The following is a 22,944-nucleotide window of genomic DNA, read 5'->3' on the forward strand; positions in this document are numbered from 1 at the left end:
GATATAGATCATAAAGAGCGGTAAGATTTTTTTGAATTTTTTGATAGCGTAAAAATTAATGTTTTCTATTTCGCTGATTTTTCGTTAAAATTATGCGTTTAAAAATTTGATTTCATACAGGCAAAAGACGCATTTTTATGGCAAAGCAAGCACAGTTTTACATTTTACAAAAAACACAACCCAAAACGCCATTGTCCGCAATGGAAACCTTGGCTTGTGATTTGGCTGTGCAAGCTTGGCGATTAGGCAAAAAAGTGCTAATTAGCTGCGAAAGTGAAGAGCAGGCTTTTCGCCTTGATGAAGCCCTATGGGCGAGAGATCCTGAAGAATTTGTGCCGCATAATTTATCGGGCGAAATCACTCAATATGCCACACCGATTGAAATTAGCTGGGCGGGTAAACGTAACGCACAACGGCGAGATCTGCTGATTAATTTACAAAACCAAGTGCCTGATTTTATTGCGAGCTTTAATCAAGTGATTGATTTCGTCCCCAATGAAGAAAGCCAAAAGGCCATCGCCCGCGAGCGTTATAAACAATACCGCCAGCTTGGTTGGCAATTAAGCACGGAGCAAGCCTAATGTCGTGGATTGCAAAATCTTTCGCCCAACTTAGCACAGAAGAATTGTTTGCGATTTATCAATTACGCACCGCCGTGTTTGTGGTGGAACAGCAATGTGCCTATCAAGAAGTAGATCACTGGGATAAAAGTGCGGTGCATTTTTGGCAAGAATTTGACGGCAAAATTTGTGCTTACTGCCGCATTATCCCACAAGATGACGGCGTGCATATTGGCCGAGTGCTAGTCGCACAGTACGCACGGGGCAAAGGCTTAGCCAAAGAATTAGTGCAACAAGCGTTGGCTTATTGCCAACAACATTGGGCAGCAGAACCTGTGTTAATCCAAGCTCAAACTTATTTGCAAAATTTCTACCGCACTTTTGGTTTCCAGCCTACTTCAGCAGAATATTTAGAAGACGGCATACCGCATTTGGATATGGAATTGGTGCGTTGAGTTGGGGAAGATAAGATGAAACCGATGACTAAAGAAGAAATTATCGAACAACAACGGCAATTAGCCATTCGCTTTAAGCCTTGGATGGAAGATAAGAAAAAACGTGAAATTCTCACCTTCCAGCGTCCTAATGGTGATATTGTCGATCATTATCCTGATGGACGCGAAGAAGTGATTGAGTATGCAAAATAATTTAGCCATTTTTTATTGCGGTACTAATGGAGCAGGCAAAAGTACCTTGCGTTCTTTTATCTAAAGGGTTTTATGTAAGATTAAATTATATCGGTGTTAATGATCTTGATATTAATGTGAAAAGGGTGCAAGCGAGAGTACGAAAAGGCGGGCATTTTATTTATGACAATTCAGGTTAAGCCTCAAATTTAGTTTTTCACATTAGTGATCATAAATTAACCCAATGGGTTGATGAATTGCAAAGTGGTGTCAGGAATTAAAGAATGTATTGTTGGAGAGAATATTGAGTAATTCATATGAAAATACATTCAAGAGAATGGATAAATGTGATGTCTATTGGCATTCAAAAGCTGGGGATTTACTTATTTCAGCTTCAATATTGTGGAAGCATAAGGAAGAAATTGGGTGTTGGAATACATATAAAATGTTAATGGGAATGTCTTTTGAACTACTCATAAAAGCTATTTTGATACAGTCAGGCATTTCAATTACACATACTCATAATTTACGTAACTTGGCAAACAATATCGAAGTTAATTTATCAAAAGATGAATTGAATTTATTGGATATTTTATCTGAATATATTATATGGGCTGGAAAATATCCAATACCGAAAAAAAGTGAAAGCTTAGAAAAACTCTATAAATTAGAACAGAAAAATTTATATGATGTAGTGGAAAAAATTGGGGAATTAGAGTTAGTCTCTAGTAATGATAAATTTGATTTTGATAATTTACATAAATTATGGTCAAAAATCGCAGAGAAATATAGATTATAATTTTATTAATTTTTTTAACTTAACAATGATGAACTTATTAAGGAGTAAATAGTGAATAAAAAATTTAGTTTTTGGGGATTATTTCAACTTATTTGTTGGATTATATCTATTTCATTTGGTTTTATTGCTTTACTAATGCTTTTTTCTGTTCCTGCTGGCAGATACCATAGCGATAACTATTTTGCAGCATTATTTATCTTTGTTATCTTTAATCCAAAATTTTGGAAATTTGCAAAAGATCTAATTTATAAATCTTAAAAGAGCAATAATATATGACACAAAAATTTGAAATGGCAGATCGTTTTGATCCCTCTGCCGTAGAACAAGCACTTTATAAACACTGGGAAGAAGCGGGCTATTTTAAGCCGAATGAAAACCCGAATGCACCGAGTTATTGCATTGCGATTCCACCGCCGAATGTAACAGGATCGTTGCATATGGGACACGCTTTCCAACAAACCTTAATGGATACTTTAATCCGTTTCCACCGTATGGAGGGGGATAACACCCTTTGGCAGGCGGGGACAGACCACGCTGGGATCGCCACACAAATGGTGGTGGAGCGTAAAATTGCAGCGGAAGAGGGCAAAACTCGCCACGATTACGGCCGTGAAGCCTTTATTGAAAAAATCTGGGATTGGAAAGCGTATTCAGGTGGCACGATCAGCCAGCAAATGCGACGTTTGGGTAACTCCATTGATTGGGAACGTGAGCGTTTCACAATGGACGATGGCTTGTCTGAGGCGGTGAAAGAAGTCTTTGTGCGTTTGCACGAGGAGGGCTTGATTTATCGTGGTAAACGCCTTGTAAACTGGGATCCAAAACTCCACACAGCGATTTCCGATCTCGAAGTGGAAAATAAGGAAAGCAAAGGCTCGCTCTGGCATTTCCGCTATCCGTTGGCGAACGGTGAAAAAACGGCAGATGGCAAAGATTATTTAGTGGTTGCTACTACACGTCCTGAAACAATGCTGGGCGATACCGCGGTGGCGGTACATCCTGAAGATGAACGCTATCAATCTCTTATCGGCAAAACCGTGCTCTTACCGCTGGCGAATCGTGAAATCCCGATTATCGCTGATGATTATGTGGATCGTGAATTTGGTACTGGTGTGGTAAAAATTACCCCAGCACACGATTTTAACGACTACGAAGTGGGTAAGCGTCATCAGTTGCCAATGGTGAACGTGATGACTTTGAATGCGGATATTCGTGATGAACCTGAAATCATCGGTGTGGACAACAAACCCTTAGCGGATTATGTGGCGGAAATTCCAGAAAAATATCGTGGAATGGAGCGTTTTGCAGCGCGTAAGCAAATCGTAGCGGACTTTGATGCCTTAGGCTTATTGGAAGAAATTAAACCACACGATCTAAAAGTGCCTTATGGCGATCGTGGTGGCGTACCAATTGAACCGATGCTCACCGATCAATGGTATGTGAGCGTAAAACCATTGGCGGAAGTGGCAACCAAAGCGGTAGAAGAGGGCGAAATCCAATTCGTACCGAAGCAATATGAAAATCTCTATTTCTCGTGGATGCGTGATATTCAGGATTGGTGTATTTCTCGCCAACTTTGGTGGGGACATCGCATTCCTGCTTGGTATGATGAACAAGGGAATATTTATGTGGCTCGCAGTGAAGCAGAAGTGCGGTCAAAATATCAGCTAAATTCTGATATTGTACTCAAACAAGATGAAGATGTGCTAGACACCTGGTTCTCTTCGGCTTTATGGACATTCTCTACCCTCGGTTGGCCACAGCAGACCAAAGAACTGAAAATGTTCCACCCAACAGATGTCTTGATCACGGGGTTTGATATCATTTTCTTCTGGGTTGCACGTATGATTATGTTTACGATGCACTTCATCAAAGATGAAAATGGCAAACCGCAAGTGCCATTTAAAACCGTGTATGTAACAGGCTTAATTCGTGATGAAAACGGACAGAAGATGTCAAAATCAAAAGGTAACGTGCTTGATCCGATTGATATGATCGACGGTATTAGCCTTGATGATTTATTAGAAAAACGCACCGGCAATATGATGCAGCCGCAGTTAGCGGAAAAAATTGCCAAAGCCACACGCAAAGAATTTGCGAATGGCATCGCTGCACACGGTACAGACGCATTACGTTTCACCCTTGCCGCCCTTGCCAGCAATGGACGTGATATTAACTGGGATATGAAACGTTTGGAAGGCTACCGCAATTTCTGTAACAAGTTATGGAATGCAAGCCGCTTTGTTCTCACCAATGACAAATTGGATCTATCAGAGGGCGAAGTGGAGTATAGCCTAGCGGATCGTTGGATCAATTCTGAGTTTAATCGTGCAGTGGAAGCGGTGCGTGCTGCGTTCGCACAATATCGTTTTGACTTGGCGGCGAATGCTATTTACGAGTTCACTTGGGATCAGTTCTGTGACTGGTATTTGGAGCTGACTAAACCAGTATTTGCACAAGGCAGTGCTGCACAAAAACGTGGTGCAAGCCGCACCTTAGTGCGTGTATTGGAAAAATTATTGCGTTTAGCGCACCCAATTATTCCATTTATCACCGAAGAAATTTGGCAAAAAGTGAAAGGTTTTGCGGGCGTGAGTGGTGATACCATTATGCTACAACCTTATCCGCAGTACGAGCCGAGCCAAATTGATGAGCAAGCTGAACAGCAAATTGATTGGCTGAAAGAAATCATTATCGCTGTGCGTAATATCCGGGCAGAATGCAATATTGCACCAAGCAAAGGCTTAGAGGCATTATTACGCCATTTAACGCCGGAACAGCAACAAATTCTCGCAGATAACTGCACATTATTAGCAAGTATGGCGAAATTAGATAGCGTTGAAGTGTTAAATGATGGGGTAGAAGCGCCATTCTCAGTAACCAAATTAGTTGGCAACACGGAACTTCTTATTCCAATGGCTGGCTTTATTGATAAAGCCACCGAGCTAGCACGCTTAACCAAAGAGCTAGAAAAACTCAACGGTGAAATTGCGCGTATTGAAAACAAATTGAGCAATGAAGCCTTTGTAGCGAAAGCCCCTGAGCAAGTGATTGCGAAAGAACGTGAAAAAATGCAAGGCTATCAAGAAGCGATTGCAAAAGTTCAAGCGCAATATCAGGCGATTGAAGCTCTTTAATTTAGAGCAAAAATATCCCTCTTTTCAGAGGGATATTTTTTAAATAGTGTTTTCTAATTAGAAAAATATGCTTTAAAATAATCAACGATTATCTATTTTCTGTGATTGTTACGCCCTATGAAATTAAACTTTCCAACAATTCTGACCTTATTCCGTGTGGTGCTTATCCCATTTTTTGTCTTGGCGTTTTATCTCCCTTTTGCTTGGGCGCCATTTTTAACCACCGCGATTTTTTTTGTCGCTGCCGTTACAGACTGGTTCGATGGCTATTTGGCACGAAAATGGAATCAAAGCACTCCCTTTGGTGCATTTCTTGATCCCGTCGCGGACAAAGTGATGGTGGTTGCCGCGCTGGTGTTAGTGGTGGAATATCAGCACAGCTTTTGGGTAACTTTGCCAGCGATAGTAATGATCTCAAGGGAAATCATCGTTTCCGCCTTGCGTGAGTGGATGGCTGAAATCGGTAGCCGTAGTAAAGTGGCCGTGTCTTGGCTGGGTAAAGTGAAAACCGCCTCACAAATGCTTGCATTAGGCGGATTGCTATGGCGTTATAATGTTTTAATGGAAATTGCAGGCATCGTATTCTTATATATCGCCGCGATTTTAACGGTTTGGTCAATGCTACAATATCTCAAAGCCGCAAAAGATAATTTATTAGAAGAATAAAATTCTCAAAAATTACACCGTACTTGGGTTGAATAGATAACTAAGTGCGGTGTTTTTTTTATCAATTTTTTTGTGGAAGAGCCAAGCTAAAAATAATATCGAAGTGGAAATCATCAAACTCTGCTTTCAAAATAAACGAATTTATAGAAAGTGAATTTTTTTTAGTCAATCAAACACAAAGTAAGAAATTTCTATTTGACTAATCGGCGTAAATCCGTAAAATGCACCTCGTTGTTTAGCAAGACCGAATGGTTAGCTAAGTATGCGGGAATAGCTCAGTTGGTAGAGCACGACCTTGCCAAGGTCGGGGTCGCGAGTTCGAGCCTCGTTTCCCGCTCCAATGCCCGAGTGGTGAAATCGGTAGACACAAGGGATTTAAAATCCCTCGACTTTCGAGTCGTGGCGGTTCAAGTCCGCCCTCGGGCACCATTAAGAATTTTATATTAAGTCGTAAGTTTAGCCTTGAAATCAATAACTTACGGCTTTTTTATTTTCTGGTTTTCCTTTCAAAATATCATTCTCAGCATCAAATTTTGTTGTGTCTAAAAGGCACCTTGACGTAAGTTTGACGTGATTTGCATAGCTCAGTAAATGGTTGGCATTGAGATGTGCATAGCGTTTAGCAACTTTCTAAACCTTATTGTAATAAAAAACCGCACGTTAACGTGCGGTTTTTAACTAATAACAACTGATTTTTATTGTTCTGCTGAAATCACTACACGACGATTAGGGCGTAAGCAATCTCTTAATGCTTGACCACTTTCACCATCACAAGCTACTACTTGGTCAGCTTTACCCAATCCATAAGGAGAGATTTTTTGAGCAGGGAAACCAAGACTTACCATATAGGCTTTTACAGCATCAGCACGGCGTTGTGAAAGTTTCAGGTTGTAGCTTTCTGAACCTAAACGATCTGTATAGCCATTTACAGTTACTGATGTGATACTTTGTGATTTTAAGCCTTTTACTACAGTTTCAATCAATTGTTGACCTTTTGGTGTTAAGCGAGCTGAATCGAAGTCGAATAAGAAATCACCACTCAATTCATACTGGTTGTTACAACCATTTGGATGCCAAAAGAAAGACTGTGCATTCATATCAGTATCAAATAAGACCTTGAATTGGCAGATTTTGTGAACTCCGTTTTGACGGTAGTTAAACACATAATCCCATTCACGCACGGCAAATAGACCTTCTTGGTAGTGAGGACGGCCAATTAAGTAATATAATTGGTCTTTGTTCATACCAGCCTCAATTTGACGTATATTGTCCCAGTTTGGCCAAGTACCGTATTGTGAGCCAGAGTAGTTAACGCTGGCATCTTCGATTTTTGGCCATTTTGGCTCATCAGTTGTGCCATCTTTTTTAACATCACTTAGGTTGCCACATGCTGTTATAATGCTAGCTACTAACAACGGTAATGTCCATCTTGCTATTTTTTTCATGATTAATCCTTATTAAAACTGACCGCACTTTTCGCAAAGTGCAGTCTCAGTTATTACCATTGATAGCCAACACCAATTCCAGCAGATTTACCGCCTTCAGAGTCTGCAGAACCACTTAATTTAATGATGACATGCCCACTGTCTGAAATGCGAGAAACCCCTAGAGCTACTGCATTTGCACCACGGTGTGTGCTTGCAGCAACTGCTACCATAGAATGGCCTGGAATATAAGCTTGTGGCAAGTTTGCCATAGCAGCTGAACCAGCAATACCACCACGTGCTTTGCGATCCACATCACCAATACGTTTGCCCACAGCATTAAGTTGGTTTACGTTAACAGCATCAGTACCTTTCACACCTGGAGCCACATTAGTAATGCGGTTACCACCGTTATTTAAGCCATTAGCTGTTAAACTTACATTGCTTGGGTTGCCTGCAGAATTAGTGCCAGAAATGTTCACACCGTTGCCAGTGATGTTAGTTACATTACCTGCTGGATCTTTCAGCTCAACACTATTAAGACCTTTTAAGTCTTTTGCAAGATCAACTTTTACCTGTACGCCTTTCGGTGTATCTACTTTGCTTACAGTTGTATTGTTGCCATTGACAAAGTCAACTGTGTCGCCATTGCCAATTTTCTTAGTATCTTTACTGTTAGTTTCAACATTGAAACCACCTGCACCAGCTTGGTTTTTAACTTCTTCAAGTTGCTCAACATTTACTGCATCTGTGAGATCTGTACCGCGTGCAACATTAGTAATTTTGTTGCCACCGTTGTTTAAGCCATTTGTAGTTAAACTAACAGTTTTATCATCAGGAGCATCCTTTCCTTTAATCACAATACCGCCATCTTTAACTACAACAGTATTGCCATCTTTATCTGTGAACTCAGCCCCTTCTAAATCTTGCAGCATTTTTGCCATTTTAATGATTAATGCACCTTCTTCACTGTCAACACGGATATTTTTATCAGTTACCTCAGCATCTGCTGCTGCCTTACCTTTAATATCCAATTGTTCATTAAGTTTTTTGTTGATCACCTCACCTTTATCGCCAGCAAAGCTTAAACCATCATTCAAGGTTGCCACTTCTTCGGTTGTGCCGTCTGGTTTGGTGTAAACAATGCGAGTTTTGCTTTCGCCATCTGCACCATCATTACGCTCTAGACCTTTTGTACCGTCTTTTACAGCAATCGTGGCAGAAGCACCATCTTTACCATCAGCACCTTTAGGGCCAGTCAAGCTGATTGAGCCATCTTTGCCATTCAATACTGCACTTGCACCATCTTTACCAGTAGCGCCGATTGAACCATCTTTACCATCTTTACCATCTTGGCCAGGTTGACCAACCAAAACGTTGTCAGCCAAATCCACTTTCACATCCACACCTGTTCCGTCATCTTTTGGTCTGGTTGTCACGGTAGTGTTGGCACCATCAACAAAGTTTACAGTGTCGTATGGTTTCACAAAGTCAACCGCTTGGCCGTTGCCTTGTAGATTCCAACCTGCATTCAATACGTCGCCTACAGTTGCTGCGTTGTTAACATTTACGTCTGCTGGCGCTGTGCCTGATGTTACTGGAGCAGTAGTGTTTGCTTTAGCACCATCAAGATTGCCTGCAATGTTGGTCAATGCCATTGGGGCAGTGGTTGAACCTTCGCCATTGTTCATTGAGGCGATAACGTCAGTAGGTTGCACTGTGTCGCCTGAACCATCTTTGGCAGTGTTAAACGTACCATCTGCTTGTTTGTACACTTTATCACCAGCTTTATTGGTGTATACCACTGGTAATTGTGCGTTTTCGGCAACGCTTTGGGCATCAACGCTAAGATCGTAGTTGTCGTGGCCGTCTGAAGCAGCGGTTTTCACTACGGTAACGCTGCCGTCGTTTGAAGTAACTGTGGTTTTTGCTTTCGCTACTTCTTTGTTGAGCTGGCTTACGTTTACTGCGTCTGTATCAGCCTCACCTGCAGCTACATTAACAATCTTGTTGCCGCCGTTATCCAAACCTGCATCTGTTAATGATACGTTGTTATCGCCTTTGATGGTGATGCCATCTTTGTTGATAACAGTTTGGTCTGCTGCATCTGTGCCAAATATTGCTGAATCGATATCTTTGAGATCTTTGGCCAATTTCACAACCAGCGCACCATCTTCAACATCAACACGAGTATTGGCATCTGTAGCAGTCGCATTGTCAGCTAAACCACCTTTAACGGTTACGGTTTCATTGAGTTTCTTATCAAGAGTGCCACCTTGATTGCCCTCAAATTTCAAGCCGTCATTTAAGGTTGCTACTTCTTCAGTGTTGCCATCAGGGGTGGTGTAAACAATACGGGTTTTGCTATCACCATTAGCACCATCATTGCCATCAAGGCCTTTAGCACCATCTTTCACGCCAATAGCAGCAGAAGCACCGTCTTCACCATCAGCACCACGTGGGCCTGTTAAACCAATAGTGCCATCTTTACCGTTCAATACTGCACTTGCTCCATCTTTGCCAGTAGCACCAATTGAGCCATCTTTGCCGTCTACACCAGGCTTACCAACCATAATGTTATCAGCCAAATCTACTTTGACATCTACACCAGAGTTATCAGCTTTCGGCGTAGTTGTAACAACTGTGTTGTTGCCATCAATGAAATCAACTGTATTGCCATCAGCGATTTCTGTAGGCGCAGCGCCATTAGAAGCAACATTAAAGCTATTCATACCACCAGCAGCTGTTTTAGGTACATCAATTGTGATGGTTGCAACACCATCTACTACTTCGCCAGTTACGGTGGCTGCGCCTGTGCCAACAAAGTTTACCGTGTCGTATGGTTTCACAAAGTCAACCGCTTGGCCGTTGCCTTGTAGATTCCAACCTGCATTCAATACGTCACCGACAGTCGCTGCGTTGTTGACGTTTACGTCTGTTGGCGCTGTGCCTGATGTTACTGGGGCAGTAGTGTTTGCTTTAGCACCATCAAGATTGCCTGCAATGTTGGTCAATGCCATTGGGGCAGTGGTTGAACCTTCGCCATTGTTCATTGAGGCGATAACGTCAGTAGGTTGCACTTCTTCGCCAGACTCATCAACAAATGTGCCATCAGGTTTTTTATACACTTTTGTGCCATCTGCTTTTGTGTATACCACTGGCATTTGGTCGTTTAAGCCTTTAGCAACGAGGTAAAGCTGGCTACCATTGATGGCATCGGTTGATGTTTCACTAATTTCACCCGCTGCCACATTTTGTACACGGCGCTCTTTACCCGCTGAACCTACAGATACAACGCCATCAGCTGTTGCGCCTGCGAAGCCGCCATAAGTTACACCGTTTACTGTTGCAGTATCTACAGTGCCTTTATCACCTGCGGTTGTGGTTGCGCCATCTGTTCCGTCTGTCGCTTTAACAGCTGTGCCAACAGCAGAGCCAGCAGTCATTGCTGAGTCTTTGCCTAGTGCAACAGAGTTTTCGATGGTTTGGCTAACATTGCTACCCAATACGAATGAATCATTGGTTGCAACAGTATTATTGTTACCAATTGAATATGAGCCTGTGCCGCTGATGGTGGTTGGGTCACCGAATGCACCTGAGTTGTTACCAGACACGACATTGCCTACACCAACAGAAATCGATTGCTCACCAGTGGCCTGTGCATCTTTACCAATGGCAATTGAGCTTAGGTTGGTTGCTTGAGCTGATGGACCCACTGCAATGGTGTCATTTGCGGTGGCTTGTGCAGCTGTACCCACAGCAGTTGATTGCGATGCGATGGCTTTGGCATCTTGACCAATTGCGGTGTTGTAGCTGTGGCCGTCTGAATTTTGGAAGTTTTCATCACCTGCCAAGGCATTTTTACCGATGGCGATGTCTGATTTGCCATAGGCTTTGGCATTTGATGATGCAGCCAATGAAGCATCACCTGTTGATAAGGTTTCATAACCAAAAGCAATTGAGCCTAAATCAGTGGCTGATGAGCGAGTGCCTTGAGCAATGCTGTTATTGCCTGATGCAGCTGATGCCGTACCCAATGCCATACTGAAATCGCCTGATGCAATTGATTGCTTGGTGGCATCTGGAATCTCGGTATCGGTATTTTGGCCATAGCCTTCGGGCGTACGCTCTACTGTTACGCCCACAGATGAACCCAATGAAATCGCACCTTTACCTGTGGCTTCGGCATTTGAACCAACCGCCACTGAGCTGTCGTTGTTTGAAATGGCACGTTTACCCATGGCGATTGAAGAACCGCCTGTGGCAGCCGCTTCATTACCCACAGCGATATCGTTGTATTTATTGTTTTGATAATGTGCACCAGAAGAATTAGTTGAACCAGAAGTCACTGTTAATGTTTTGTCTTGTGAGCCTGCTTTTGCACCACTACCCACGGCAACAGAAGCATCGCCATTGGCTTTGGCGTAAGAACCAACGCTAACAGAACGAGATGAAACGGCACCACCGCCAGCTTCATTACCCACTGCTACGTTAAAATCACCCACTTGAGTCATGCCTGAGATATTACCCAGATAGGTGTTGTTGCTACCTGTGCTTGTATTACCTGCTTTCCAGCCCATGCCAACATTCGCGCTACCTTTGGCAAACCATAGTGCATTCGGGCCAACCCCTACATTGCTACCTGTTAGTGCAGGTGAGCCAGGGTTTTCCAAGCTGCCTGCTAAAAGGTCATTATTGGTATCACGGTAAATGCCATTATATGTTTTAGCGGGATCTTTATAAGTGCCATTGCCATCTGCACCTTTGAGCACACCTGTTTCCGTACCTCGGCCTGCTTGTTTGCCGATGTATACGCTTTGATCATCGTATTTATCGGTTACTCCACCATTTGCTCTGGGCATTGCTGCTTCTACACCAATCGCTACTGAACCTGATGAGGTGTTGTTTTCACCTGCTCTCTTACCGATAAAAACGGTGGCGTCTGTATAATCAGCTACTTGAACTTTACGCGCTTCTTCATTCAAGGCGCCAGCATTAAAGCCCATGGCAATGCTGTAATCTTTTTTCGCATTCAAGCCTGCATTGGTGCCGATGTTTACATTATGAATCTGCCAGTTGTAGGTGGCACGCTCTTCTGCCGAAACAGCTTCAAGCCGGTTTTTAATATTCTGTGATTCATTAGAGTTTAAGTAGGCCAAATTGTCGCTGTCTGCAACAGCGCCTGCACTTTCGCCAATGGAAATGTTGCGACCACCCACGGCTTGTGCGCCCGTACCCATGGCAATATTGTTCATTTTGCCAATGTAAGTACGTTTGAATTTGTCGTTATCACGCAATGTGCTCAAATACGCATTAAAATCTTCTACACTGGTAAATTTATCGCCTTGGTTAATGACTTTACTTGCGCCACCTACGCGGATGGTTTTGGTTTCTGGTGCTGCTAAAGATGCCCAATTTAAATCATAGTTTTGAACAGATTGGCCTGCCAATGAATTCTGACCAACTGCAAATGAGCCGCTGGTTAATGATTTAGCCCCTTCAATACACACCATTTGCAGGCCTTGAACCACGCAATCTGTCATGTAGTCTCGGGCTTCCATCATGCGTTCTTCTGCCGAGGCTTGGCCGCTACCCAGCATCATTAAAGTGGCAGCAACAACAGCTGTGCTTTTGCTGCTTCTTTTTCCTTGACTCGTTGCCAACTCACCTACTGCTGTGAAACAACCTAGGGCTTGGTTCCAAATAACTTTGAATATAGTATTCATATTTTTTTCCTACTTTGTTTTGTTTTTAAATTTTTTATATGATCAAAGATCGCCTTATTTTAGCATAAAAAGTATTCTAAATAATACTAACATTTTGATGTGAAAGCCCTTTTTAATAGAATTTTTTGATTAAAAATTTGAATTTTTATTACTTTTTATCATAAAAATATAAGATGGAAGGCTGTTTTTATAACAAATTTTGTGAGATTGCTACCTAAATAGGTTGTAATCTTTCTTTCAAGTAATTTGCTATATTTTATTATCCTTAATCTAATTAAGGCGATGGTTAAGTATTTTTATATGTCTTATATTTTAGTGAATCGTTGAGTGGAAGATAGAAAAGAGGATAAATTATTTTAGTATAAATTTGGGGCTGTAGTAGATTAGCCCTAAATTTCACACCATTTTCGCAATATTTTTAACTGCTCTTTTGGTGTCCCAAAGTTAAACCGAAATTCACATTCCTTCAAGAATAAAGGAAAGTTTTTTCGGTTAATTCCATTATATTTTCGCAGTATCCGCTTCGCCTGATTCCAAAAATTTTCAATGCCATTAATATGATTTTGTTTCACCGCAAATAGCTCGGAATGATTGATTCGTTCGTGGTGAAATTCACTCACATCAAGCGCATCATAACTGCGATAAGTGTCCGTATAAACCCAGCTATCAGGCTTGATTTTTCTTTTAATAACAGGGAGTAATGTTTCACTCTTGGTGTTTTCAACCACAACAGTAAATACCTTTCCTTGTCGTTTTAGTAACCCAAAAACAGCAACTTTTCCAGCCGCTCCTCGTCCTCGTTTTCCCTTTCGATGACCACCAAAATAGCTTTCGTCTAGTTCAATTTCCCCCCCAAAATCTCGTTAACTTCAAGGGATAAATGATAGCCAATCACAAGCCTGATTTTATGGTAGAACAAAGCGGCTGTATTCGGTTGAATATCTAGCAAATTTGCTGCTGTTCTTGCAGTAACTTCTGCGACAAAAAACTCAAGCAGTTTTTTCTGTATGGATTTCTTTAATTTACAATATGTTATCTTCATTTTTGTAGTATAGCATTGTTGCTAATCTACTACAGCCCCATAAATTTTATACACAGGCTTTCTATAATACTAAACCTTTCCTAGCGGTCTGGGTTTTTGTTAAATGAAAAAGGTTAATAAAAATTCTTAGATATTGAATAGTTAAGGTTTGGAAATTAAATTATTCCAGCTCGCTTTAAATTCCGCTTTTGGTCATCGGGAACAGGAATAAACCACATTGCAATAGCAAAAACGATAATTGGTACATCAAGACATTAAAAAAGGTGCAAAATCAAATGAGCAGTTTTGAACGGATGAAATTTAATATTGAACGTAGCACACAAAGCATTCAGAAATATGCGAAAAAAGGTATTTATGGCATCTAATCAATCTAATAAAGCCTCTAATTTGTATAGCCCTTTTTCTAATTTTTACACGCCAACCTGTTGTAGATTTCGTTACCGTAGCCATAAATTTCACCCTAGATTTCTGTGCAGTTCACTGTGCAATTTTGTGCAAAAATTTCTGGTTCGTGATCTTTTCCGATCAATTTTTATTTGTAAATACCTGATGATTATACATAAAAACACTGTAAATGAATACAGTAAATAAAAATAGAAAAGTAAGTAAGCTATTGAAAAATATAAAAATTATTAGGGTTTAAAATAATTTAAGAAAAAATAGGAAATTTATATGATTTGTGGAATGGTGCCAGTGGCCGGACTCGAACCGGCACGCTTTTAAGGGCGGCGGATTTTGAATCCGCTACGTCTACCAATTTCGTCACACTGGCTAAGGAGTTTGAGAAAACAACCTAATGTGTTGTCGATGTGGTGAATTATACGGAGTTGATTTTTGCTTGCAAGTAAAATTTACGAATTTGATGATGAGTGAAGTAATTTTAGTCAATTTTAAAGTGCGGTAAAAATTTTGTGATTTTTCACCGCACTTGATAAGTGAAAACAAAGAAAAACACGTTTATTCGACATAAAAAAGCCTATCGTTACAGATAGGCTAATGCGTTATTTTGTCTTATTGTGTTTTTGTTGCTGAGCCATTGTCATTGATTTGAATGGCTTTATCGAACAAGTTCACGCCACCTTTCACGCCAAAATCTAGGGTAGTTACGTTGTAGGCAATGCTGATATTTTCTTGTTCAAAGCGTTTTTTCAATGCCATAATGGCTTTACTTTTGGATTCTAAATAATCTTCATAAGTAACAAAATCAACCCAGAAACGAATAATAAAATCAAAGGTTGAGCTGCCAATATCAGTGAAGTAGAAGTTGATGTCATTTTTATCGATCACGAAATCCCATTCTTGCATTAAGTCAAGGGTTACTTGACGAACCTTGTCAAGGTCATCGCCATAAGAAACGCCCGTAGACAAAATTACACGACGTTTTTTCAGCTTGGAGTAGTTAAAAAACTCATCGCTATAAATCATTTGATTTGGGATCAGCGCGGTTTCGCCTTCAATGGTCATTAATTCTACTGTTACCAAGCCGATATTCACCACTTTACCAATGGAATTGTTGATGTTTACCCAATCGCCCACTTCAAATGGCTGTTCTGATTTAATCAGCAAGCCAGAAAAAGCATTAGATGCAATATCTTTAAAGGCGAAGCCTGCGATAATCCCTACAATTCCAGCACCGGCTAATAAATGGGTAAGGAATGAAGCAAGGTGTAATACTTCTAAGGCAAGAATAATGCCTAAAAACCAGATCAGAATTTTTACGCCGATGGAAATGCCTTTCGCGGCGCGTAAGTTTTTCGGGAATAAGCGGCTATAAATGCGCAACGCTGCTTTGCTTAGAATTTTGGCAAGAAAATAGAAAAGAGTGAGCAAAATAATGGCAGAGAGGATATTGGGAATAAAGCCAATTAGCCAGTCTTTCCATTGTGTAATGGTGTGCGTTACTAAGGTTAATGAATTGTTTTCTGTCATAAAATTTCCTGTCATAAATAATCAAAATAAAAGCCATTTATAAAAAATGGCTCTTTTTTACACCGCACTTGAGTTGCTAGCGTTTGCGCGCCAGTAGCCACCAAGTGATAAGAATAAATAATCCGCTTGGCATTAATGCCCCTGCGATTGGCGGCACATTATAAACTAAACTAAGTGGGCCGAAAATCTCATTGACCACATAAAATAAAAAGCCAAAGCAAATGCCTGTGATCATTCTTGCGCCCATCGTTACGCTACGCAATGGGCCAAAGATGAAAGAGAGCGCCAGCAACATCATTACGCCTACGGAAATCGGTTGAAAGATTTTCCGCCAGTAAGTGAGTTCAAAACGCTTGGCGTCTTGCCCTGTTTCTTTCATAAAGGCAATGTAATCCGCTAGCCCTGAAATAGAAAGCGATGTCGGACGTAAAGACACAATGCCTAATTTATCGGGCGTTAAGGTGGTTTGCCACGCTTCGTTGAGATAATTGACAGTGGTGATTTTGTCCGCTGAAATGTGTGATTTATTCACTTGCATCAATTGCCAGTTGCCATCTTTAAACTCTGCTTGATTGGCGTGGCTAACTTGCTCTAACTGACGTTTATCATTGAAATGATAAATATAAATATCATTGAGTTTGACGTTATCGGTGATGCGTCTGACATAAATAAAATCATTGCCGTCTTTTGCCCACACACCATTTTTAACCGAAAGCATTTCACCGCCTGAAATGGCTTTAGCACGCATATCACGGGCAAATTGTTCCGTTTGCGGAATGCCCCATTCGCCAATGATCATCGTCATAATCACCAAAGGAATGGCGGTTTTCATTACCGCAAAACCAATTTTTAAACGTGAAAATCCAGAGGCTTGCATTACCACTAATTCGCTACGGCTGGCTAAGTTACCAAGGGCGATCAGCGCACCTAATAACGCCGCCATCGGGAAGAAGGTTTCAACATCTTTAGGAATGGTTAAAACGGTGAAAAGCCCTGCTTGCAACACATCATAAGTGCCTCGCCCCACATTGCGAAATTGTTCCACAAATTTAATGATGGCAGAAAGCCCCACCAAGGTGAGCAAGGTGGCGAAAATCGCCCCTAAAATGGATTTTCCAATATAACGGTCTAATGTATTCATCATTATTTTTATTCCTTAGGCTCGTTTCTTGAAGAGTTGATAGCGAATTTTGTACATCAAGGCGCTGTTCCAGCTATTTAGCACAATCCCTAAGGCTAAAAAGGCAACATTCACCAGTGGCATTAACAGGCTGGCATCTAATTTACCTGCCGCACCGGCAGATTTGAATGAGCTTTGCAGTAAAAAGTAAATTAAATACAGCAAAAGTGCGGGTAAAATTTTGGCAAATCTTCCTTGACGCGGATTCACTCGGCTCAATGGCACGGCAATTAATGCCATAATTGGCACGGCGAGAATTAAGGTAATGCGCCAATGAAGTTCCGTTTTTCCCGCTGGCGTGGTGCTAGTTAGCAGTTGGTTTAACGGCAGGGTTTCCGCATCATCGCTATCATTTTCTGTGGCTTTATAACCTAAATAGGCTTGATATTGCTCAAAATCCGTAATCCGAAAATCGGGCAACATTGCGCTACCTTCAATGCGTTGGCTGTGATTAAGATTTAAAACCTGATCGCCATTTGGCAAAGCGGTGAGTTCACCTGAATCCGCCACAATCACAGAAGGTTTCTCATTTTTTTTATTTTGCATTTGGAAAACATAGACGCCTTGAATGGTATTATTTTGCACTTTATCAATAAACAGCACTAAATCACTGCTGTTTGCAGAAATAAATTGACCAGCAGCTAGCGCGCCCATTGTAGGATTAGCTTTGGCATCTTTAACAATTTGGCTTTGCTTTTGCAACGCCCAAGGGGATAAAACCAACGCATTGTAAGCGGCTAGCCCCGCCGTGGCTAACGATAAGATTAACGCTACTTTTACTAATAAACTTTGCCCCACACCACAAGCACGCATTACGGTGATTTCACTTTCAGCATAAAGTCGTCCAAATGTAAGCAGAATGGCAATAAATAAGCATAATGGCAGCATCAATTGCGCCATTGTTGGCATTCCTAATCCAAGTAAGGAAAATACAAGATCGGCGGGTACTTTACCATTTGCTGCGGAACCTAACACTCGTACAAGTTGTTGGCAAAAAAAGATGAGGAGCAAAATGAAGAGGATCGCCGTTTGGCTTTTTAATACTTCTTTAGTTATATATCTGGTTAAAATCACAGCATTGCCTATTATTTACTTGCAATTTTTATGAAAGTCATTTCAAATGGAATGGCGTATAATACCGTATTTTTTAACATATAGCAGTAAAATTAGTGAGGAACAAATGAAATATACAGTAAAAAACACCGCACTTTCAGCACTAACGGGCAATGTCATTGTTGCTGTTTTTGAAGACGGAAAACTTTCACCTTCGGCTCAAGCACTAGATCAAGTGACCAATGGCGCACTTGGTCAACTTATTGCAAGTGGTGATATTAAAGGAAAACAAGGCGAAGTAGTAACCTTGCGCAATGTAAACGAACATTTAACGCGTGTTTTTGTTGTGGGTTGTGGTAAACAAGGGGAACTCAGTGTTCGTCAATATAAACAATTAATCAAAAACACGATTCAAGCAGTAAAAACCACCAATGCTACGCAAGTGCATAACTTTTTAACGGAAGTGCAAATCAACGAACGTGATCTTTATTGGAATGTGCGATTTGCCGTTGAAAGCATCGCAGAAAGTTTTTATCAATTCGATCAATTCAAAAGCAAAAAATCAGATCAGAATACCGCTTTGCAAGAAATAGTGTTTATTGTTGATTCAGCACAACAAGAACAAGCAGAAAAAGCGGTTCAACAAGGGCAAGCCATTGCACTTGGCGTGCATTGCGCGAAAGACGTAGCAAATTGCCCACCAAATGTGTGTAATCCTGCGTATTTAGCAGAACAAGCGAAAAAACTCGCTGAAAAATCACCGCACTTTAAAGTGAGCGTGCTTGGCGAAAAAGAAATGGCTGAACTTGGAATGAATGCCTACCTTGCGGTTTCACAAGGCAGCCAAAACGAAGCGCAGCTTTCTATTATTGAATACCGTAATCACCCAAATCCGCAAGCAAAACCTATTGTTTTAGTGGGTAAAGGCTTAACCTTTGACGCAGGCGGTATTTCCTTAAAACCAGCAGATAGTATGGACGAAATGAAATACGATATGGGCGGCGCGGCTTCGGTTTATGGTGTAATGAATGCGTTAGCGGAATTACAACTACCGTTAAATGTGATTGGCGTGCTAGCCGGTTGTGAAAACTTGCCAGACGGCAATGCTTATCGCCCAGGAGATATTTTAACCACAATGAGCGGTTTAACCGTGGAAGTGCTGAATACCGATGCAGAAGGGCGTTTAGTGCTGTGCGATACGCTCACTTATGTAGAACGCTTTGAGCCTGAGTTAGTGATCGATGTCGCCACGCTAACAGGGGCCTGCGTAGTGGCGCTTGGCCAACACAACAGCGGTTTAATGTCGCCAAATGATCGTCTTGCGGAACAGCTACTCAATGCCGCACAACAAAGCGCGGATAAAGCTTGGCGTTTACCATTAAGCGAAGAATACCAAGAACAGATTAAATCTCCATTTGCCGATCTGGCTAACATCGGCGGTCGCTGGGGCGGCGCAATCACCGCAGGCGAGTTTTTATCCAACTTCACCAAAAACTACACTTGGGCTCACTTAGACATCGCCGGCACCGCCTGGCTACAAGGTGCCAATAAAGGCGCAACCGGACGCCCTGTGAATTTACTCACACAGTTTTTGATTGAGCGGGTGGAGTAATAGGCTATTCACTATTTATAAGCCCCTTGAAACGATTTGTTTGAAGGGGCTTAAGGTTTGTAATAAGGTTAATCTATAAGTTCATTTTTTCTTATGCTATTATCCTTTGGGGAGCTTGTTTAAGGATTTGAGTAAGCAATTTCCAATAAATATTCACTGCTGGAATATGTACTTTTTCATCAGGTGAATGGGCATTACGGATCGTTGGCCCAATAGAAACAATATCAATATTTGGGTAAGCTTTTTTTATTAAACCACATTCTAACCCTGCGTGAATGACTTTAATTTCAGCTTTAAAGCCCAAAATTTCATCATAAATTTGCTTGGTTAGTGAGGTAAAAGGGGAGCTAGGGGAAGGAATCCAACCAGGTGTATTACCCGAAAAAGTAATATTAGCATCTACTAATTCAGCTAATGAGAGTAGTGTTGTTCTCACTGCTTGTTTACCATTCTCAATGAGTGAGCGAATTAGAATATTTAATGTAATATGATTATTGTCGGTAACCAGTACTCCTGTACTAAGAGAGGTTTCTACGACATCTTTTAATTCATCACTATAACGAATTACGCCATTAGGTAAAACATTAAGGCATTGAATTATTTTTTTTGTTGTTTTGAGATCGAAGACTCTATTATTAATACTCTGATTTTCTAATATAAAATGGAGTTCTGGCTCGGAAAGAGATAACTCTACTTTTAACTGCTGGCTAATTTTCTCAAGACAAGCTATCAAATTTGTCTTGTTTTCAGAGTAAAAAGAGAATGTCGCACTAGCTTCACGAGGAATTGCATTATTGACTGAACCGCCACGAATATGACTTAGTTGAAAATTAAAGTTGGTGTTGAGCTCCGCTAATAAACGGGCGAGTAACTTAATTGCATTAACTCTATTGGTGTGAATGTCTCCTCCTGAATGTCCTCCTTGTAATCCTTGAATGCTAACTTTTATGCTGCAATCAAAAGGATTATTTTCAAAATAAATGGGTAATTCAAAAGTAACATCTTCACCACCAGCACAACCAATATAGATTTCGCCATTCTCCTCAGCATCTGTATTAATCATCAGCTGAGATGTTAGCCAATTTTCACGTAATTTTAACGCACCTATCATTCCTGACTCTTCAGTCATTGTGAGTAATACTTCCAAGTCAGGATGAGAAATATCGTTAGAGTCTAATATTGCTAAGCAAGATGCAACTCCAATACCATTATCTGCTCCTAAAGTTGTTCTTTTAGCTTTAACCCATTCACCATCAATATAAGGTTGGATCGGATCTTCCTGAAAGTTATGAAAATATCCTTCTTTGGATTGAGGCACCATATCAAGATGAGCTTGAAGAGCGATGCCTTTTCGATTTTCCATACCTTTAGTAGCCGGTTTTCGAATTAAAATATTACCGATCTCATCACGTTCAACAAAAAGTTGCTTTTCTTTTGCCCACTTGACAATAAATTCTGCAATTTCATTTTCGTGAAAAGAAGGATGAGGTATAGTACAAATTTTATCAAACCATCCCCATAAAGATATTGGTTGAATATAGCTGATTTCAGACATAATGACACCATTGGATTAAGTAAATTATAAAAAATTAAATAAATATTTAGTAGAAGAGCAAATTAATTTAATCCTTCTTTGATTTTACGATTAGTCCATGGAGATAATGCAAGTAATATTATAGTGAAAATTGCTCCGACACTTGCAAAAAAGATAAAGTTATTCGCCATACTGAGTTTTACGTTCGCAAATACAATACCTGCAACCGCTTGACCAAAAGCACTTGCCATTAACCATAACGCTAAACCTTGTGACTTAAATGCTTTAGGTGAAAGCAATGTAGCGGCAGAATAACCTACTGGTGATGAGCAAAGCTCGCCAATTGTCATAATAATATAAGCTACAAATAATACCCACCAAGGTGCCAACATATTTTTTTCAGCATAGGATTGAGCTGTAAAACCTAGATAATAAAAAGCAATAACAACTAAACCTAAACCAATAGCCAATTTCATAGGTATAGATGGTTTTCCATTCAATTTTACCCATAAATAAGCAAATGCCCCAGTTAATAAAATAATCGCGAGTGGATTCACTGAGTTATACCATTCAGGACTAATTTGCATAAAACCAAGATCTAATTGAGTACCATGAACAGCAAATTCAATTAATGACGAACCACCTTGCTCAAATAGCATAGAATAAGCCGCTGTTGTCATAAAAATAGGTATTAAAGCTAATAAACGAGAGCGTTCAGCTTTTGTAACCTGGGGTGATCTAAACATCATAATGAAGTAGCCAACAGGCACAATTAAAGAGAGTAAATTTAAGGTATTTGTTATAGATGCCACTAAGGTATTATTAAAACCATAGCGGAATGTTCCCCAAAATAGAATAAGTACAATAAGTAATAATCCTATTCTTTTTAGTAACTTGGTTCTTTCTGCCGCAGTGATTGGGTTCGGTACTTTATCTGATTCCTTGCTAAATCCACCTTTTCCTTTAAGATAAAAGTACAAGGCAATAGCCATACCTATTGCAGCTACAATAAATCCTGCGTGATAACCTCCCACATTACGGAAATAAGACACAATGAGTGGAGCAAGTAATGCACCGATGTTAATTCCCATATAAAATATTGAAAAGCCTGCATCACGCCGTTTGTCATTATCTTCATATAGACTGCCTACCATTGTTGCAATATTGGGTTTTAACATTCCTGTACCAATAGCGATAAGAATAATTCCAAGATAAGCAGTTTCAGAAATTGGGATTGAAAGAACTATATGCCCAGAAATAATGATAAATCCACCGTATAATGTTGCTCTCAAAGGCCCCCATAGTCTATCTGCAGCCCAACCACCAAGAATGGATAGCATAAATGCAGATGCAGAGTAGGTCGCAACTATTGCTTTAGCTGATTGCATATCTAATCCCATTCCTTGATTAATAATTGAATCTGCAAGGAATAGTAATAAGATTGCTCGCATACCATAATAACTAAAACGTTCCCATAATTCGGTTTGAAATAGTGTAAATAAACCTCTAGGGTGTCCCCAAATAGAATGTTTTGGATTAGACATAAAATAATTCTCCTTATATTAAGTGGAAAATATACTGCTTGAATGATTGTTATCAATCTAGCAAAAACAAATCTAAAAGGTTATTTAGATATTTGGTTTTCTTATAATGTTT

15 protein-coding genes, 3 tRNA genes and 1 pseudogene are annotated in these 22,944 nt (G+C 40.5%); 10 read left to right on the top strand and 9 right to left on the bottom strand.

Annotation, left to right across the window (positions count from 1 at the left end; translation table 11 throughout):
- Positions 1-137: 137 nt before the first annotated feature.
- From DYC50_RS06220 to DYC50_RS06260, 9 genes are all read left to right on the top strand, one after another.
- Positions 138-581, top strand: coding sequence for a DNA polymerase III subunit chi (locus DYC50_RS06220; protein ID WP_115249449.1), 444 nt, complete (start codon positions 138-140; stop codon positions 579-581).
- A complete protein-coding gene (locus tag DYC50_RS06225; RefSeq protein ID WP_115249450.1) occupies positions 581-1,015 on the top strand; it encodes a GNAT family N-acetyltransferase in 435 nt (144 codons plus the stop codon). Before DYC50_RS06220 ends, DYC50_RS06225 begins: the two co-directional genes overlap by 1 nt.
- A gap of 15 nt (positions 1,016-1,030) precedes the next feature.
- On the top strand, positions 1,031-1,207 hold the full coding sequence (locus DYC50_RS10650) for a hypothetical protein (protein WP_172459055.1): 177 nt from the start codon (positions 1,031-1,033) through the stop codon (positions 1,205-1,207).
- Positions 1,208-1,490: 283 nt separating this feature from the next.
- Entirely contained in the window at positions 1,491-1,985 is a 495-nt protein-coding gene (locus DYC50_RS06235) for a HEPN domain-containing protein (protein WP_147284853.1), read from the top strand.
- A gap of 51 nt (positions 1,986-2,036) precedes the next feature.
- Positions 2,037-2,243, top strand: a complete 207-nt coding sequence (locus DYC50_RS06240; RefSeq protein WP_115249452.1) for a hypothetical protein — start codon at positions 2,037-2,039, stop codon at positions 2,241-2,243.
- 14 nt (positions 2,244-2,257) lie between these two features.
- Positions 2,258-5,122, top strand: a complete 2,865-nt coding sequence (locus DYC50_RS06245) for a valine--tRNA ligase (protein WP_115249453.1) — start codon at positions 2,258-2,260, stop codon at positions 5,120-5,122.
- Between the two features lie 117 nt (positions 5,123-5,239).
- Positions 5,240-5,788: a CDP-diacylglycerol--glycerol-3-phosphate 3-phosphatidyltransferase gene (gene pgsA, locus DYC50_RS06250; RefSeq protein WP_103853160.1), complete on the top strand. Its 549-nt coding sequence runs from the start codon at positions 5,240-5,242 to the stop codon at positions 5,786-5,788.
- 264 nt (positions 5,789-6,052) lie between these two features.
- Positions 6,053-6,128, top strand: a tRNA-Gly gene (locus DYC50_RS06255).
- A gap of 2 nt (positions 6,129-6,130) precedes the next feature.
- A tRNA-Leu gene (locus DYC50_RS06260) sits at positions 6,131-6,217 on the top strand.
- A gap of 266 nt (positions 6,218-6,483) precedes the next feature.
- Here the strand turns inward: DYC50_RS06260 and DYC50_RS06270 are convergent.
- From DYC50_RS06270 to lptF, 7 genes and pseudogenes are all read right to left on the bottom strand, one after another.
- A complete protein-coding gene (locus tag DYC50_RS06270) occupies positions 6,484-7,233 on the bottom strand; it encodes an OmpA family protein (RefSeq protein ID WP_115249454.1) in 750 nt (249 codons plus the stop codon).
- A gap of 53 nt (positions 7,234-7,286) precedes the next feature.
- On the bottom strand, positions 7,287-12,938 hold the full coding sequence (locus DYC50_RS06275) for a YadA-like family protein (protein WP_115249455.1): 5,652 nt from the start codon (positions 12,936-12,938) through the stop codon (positions 7,287-7,289).
- A 389-nt stretch (positions 12,939-13,327) separates the two neighbouring features.
- Positions 13,328-13,980 (bottom strand): annotated as a pseudogene (locus tag DYC50_RS06280) (IS1595 family transposase).
- 685 nt (positions 13,981-14,665) lie between these two features.
- Positions 14,666-14,752: transfer RNA gene (locus tag DYC50_RS06285), tRNA-Leu, on the bottom strand.
- Positions 14,753-14,991: 239 nt separating this feature from the next.
- On the bottom strand, positions 14,992-15,909 hold the full coding sequence (locus DYC50_RS06290) for a mechanosensitive ion channel family protein (RefSeq protein WP_172459072.1): 918 nt from the start codon (positions 15,907-15,909) through the stop codon (positions 14,992-14,994).
- A 76-nt stretch (positions 15,910-15,985) separates the two neighbouring features.
- Complete coding sequence (lptG, locus tag DYC50_RS06295) at positions 15,986-17,053, bottom strand: LPS export ABC transporter permease LptG (protein ID WP_115249457.1); 1,068 nt, start codon at positions 17,051-17,053, stop codon at positions 15,986-15,988.
- 12 nt (positions 17,054-17,065) lie between these two features.
- Positions 17,066-18,163, bottom strand: a complete 1,098-nt coding sequence (gene lptF / locus DYC50_RS06300) for an LPS export ABC transporter permease LptF (protein WP_172459073.1) — start codon at positions 18,161-18,163, stop codon at positions 17,066-17,068.
- 106 nt (positions 18,164-18,269) lie between these two features.
- Here lptF and DYC50_RS06305 point away from each other — a divergent pair, with 106 nt between their 5' ends.
- A complete protein-coding gene (locus DYC50_RS06305) occupies positions 18,270-19,754 on the top strand; it encodes a leucyl aminopeptidase (RefSeq protein WP_115249459.1) in 1,485 nt (494 codons plus the stop codon).
- A 91-nt stretch (positions 19,755-19,845) separates the two neighbouring features.
- On the opposite strand, the gene DYC50_RS06310 is transcribed toward DYC50_RS06305, so the two are convergent.
- The gene (locus DYC50_RS06310) at positions 19,846-21,309 is read right to left on the bottom strand and encodes an aminoacyl-histidine dipeptidase (protein WP_115249460.1); all 1,464 of its coding nucleotides are present in this window, start codon (positions 21,307-21,309) and stop codon (positions 19,846-19,848) included.
- A 62-nt stretch (positions 21,310-21,371) separates the two neighbouring features.
- Complete coding sequence (locus DYC50_RS06315; protein ID WP_115249461.1) at positions 21,372-22,832, bottom strand: peptide MFS transporter; 1,461 nt, start codon at positions 22,830-22,832, stop codon at positions 21,372-21,374.
- Between the last annotated feature and the right edge of the window lie 112 nt (positions 22,833-22,944).

Source organism: Avibacterium avium (genome assembly GCF_900454535.1).
Classification (GTDB): Bacteria; Pseudomonadota; Gammaproteobacteria; order Enterobacterales; family Pasteurellaceae; genus Avibacterium; species Avibacterium avium.

What these genes read in the sequence shown, in the direction of transcription:
- DYC50_RS06220 (WP_115249449.1), top strand. Translation starts at nt 138, where the DNA reads ATGGCAAAGCAAGCACAGTTTTACATTTTACAAAAAACACAACCCAAA.
- DYC50_RS06225 (WP_115249450.1), top strand. Translation starts at nt 581, where the DNA reads ATGTCGTGGATTGCAAAATCTTTCGCCCAACTTAGCACAGAAGAATTG.
- DYC50_RS10650 (WP_172459055.1), top strand. Translation starts at nt 1,031, where the DNA reads ATGAAACCGATGACTAAAGAAGAAATTATCGAACAACAACGGCAATTA.
- DYC50_RS06245 (WP_115249453.1), top strand. Translation starts at nt 2,258, where the DNA reads ATGACACAAAAATTTGAAATGGCAGATCGTTTTGATCCCTCTGCCGTA.
- pgsA (WP_103853160.1), top strand. Translation starts at nt 5,240, where the DNA reads ATGAAATTAAACTTTCCAACAATTCTGACCTTATTCCGTGTGGTGCTT.
- DYC50_RS06270 (WP_115249454.1), bottom strand. Translation starts at nt 7,233, where the DNA reads ATGAAAAAAATAGCAAGATGGACATTACCGTTGTTAGTAGCTAGCATT.
- DYC50_RS06275 (WP_115249455.1), bottom strand. Translation starts at nt 12,938, where the DNA reads ATGAATACTATATTCAAAGTTATTTGGAACCAAGCCCTAGGTTGTTTC.
- DYC50_RS06290 (WP_172459072.1), bottom strand. Translation starts at nt 15,909, where the DNA reads ATGACAGAAAACAATTCATTAACCTTAGTAACGCACACCATTACACAA.
- lptG (WP_115249457.1), bottom strand. Translation starts at nt 17,053, where the DNA reads ATGATGAATACATTAGACCGTTATATTGGAAAATCCATTTTAGGGGCG.
- DYC50_RS06305 (WP_115249459.1), top strand. Translation starts at nt 18,270, where the DNA reads ATGAAATATACAGTAAAAAACACCGCACTTTCAGCACTAACGGGCAAT.
- DYC50_RS06310 (WP_115249460.1), bottom strand. Translation starts at nt 21,309, where the DNA reads ATGTCTGAAATCAGCTATATTCAACCAATATCTTTATGGGGATGGTTT.
- DYC50_RS06315 (WP_115249461.1), bottom strand. Translation starts at nt 22,832, where the DNA reads ATGTCTAATCCAAAACATTCTATTTGGGGACACCCTAGAGGTTTATTT.